The sequence below is a fragment of the Candidatus Thermoplasmatota archaeon genome, from assembly GCA_022848865.1.
In the GTDB taxonomy this organism is placed as follows: Archaea; Thermoplasmatota; Thermoplasmata; order RBG-16-68-12; family JAGMCJ01; genus JAGMCJ01.
Genome location: JAJISE010000107.1, coordinates 1 through 800, shown reverse-complemented (window position 1 = coordinate 800; position 800 = coordinate 1). Strand labels below are relative to the sequence as shown.

The following is an 800-nucleotide window of genomic DNA, read 5'->3' as shown; positions in this document are numbered from 1 at the left end:
AATAGGACCCTGGTCTCTCAGAGGTCTCAGTGAGCCGCGATTGAGACTTCCTTCATGTCTTTCCCGAACAGAATCGTTTGTGCCAGCTCGCTGAACGCCCCGTCGACGTTCTCTCCCGTCTTGGCGCTGGTGAAAACGGCGGGGGAAGCCAAGCTCATCGAGGATTCTGTCACATCCGACCTCTCGATTTCGAACTGATTCTCCAGATCCGTCTTGTTCACCAGGATCTGGATGGGCACGACCCCTGCGACCTCGAAGACGGAGGAGGCCCAATCACCGATATTGTCCAGACTGCGCTTTCTGGTCACGTCGCAGACCGCCAGGATGCCTTGCATGCCCATGAAATGCGATGACATGTAGAGCTCTGCGGCGTTCCTCTCCCCTATGATGTCCCAGATCATCATGACCACTCTCACCCGTCTGTTTCCGGAGAGAGGGAGAAGGATCTCCCTCTTGGAGACCTTCGCTCCTATCGTCTTGATGTACTTGTCGTCAAACTGATCCAGTACGAATCTTTGGATCAGACTCGTCTTGCCCACTTTGGAATCTCCCACGAGTCCCACTTTCAGTTTGGCAACGTTGTCAACGCTTTCCCTTTCCTTCGTGGAGGCTTCCGAGACCACCGTCATCTCGTAGTCGATTCGAGCCACCTTCATGAGGTACTTCAACTTCGAGACGGCGCTGTGGACGGCCTTCACCATCTCCCTCTCCCCGCGAGAAAAGGCATCCTTCGGTACGGTCAGAGTGAGTTTCCTTCCCTCACATACCCAGCCCTCAGATTCCAGGATGTCGGACAAGAG

1 protein-coding gene is annotated in these 800 nt (G+C 54.9%); it reads right to left on the bottom strand.

The window, feature by feature from the left end:
• Positions 1 to 26: 26 nt before the first annotated feature.
• Positions 27 to 800, bottom strand: a 774-nt coding sequence (locus tag LN415_09895) for a GTP-binding protein (protein MCJ2557393.1), incomplete at its 5' end; no start/stop codon positions are given.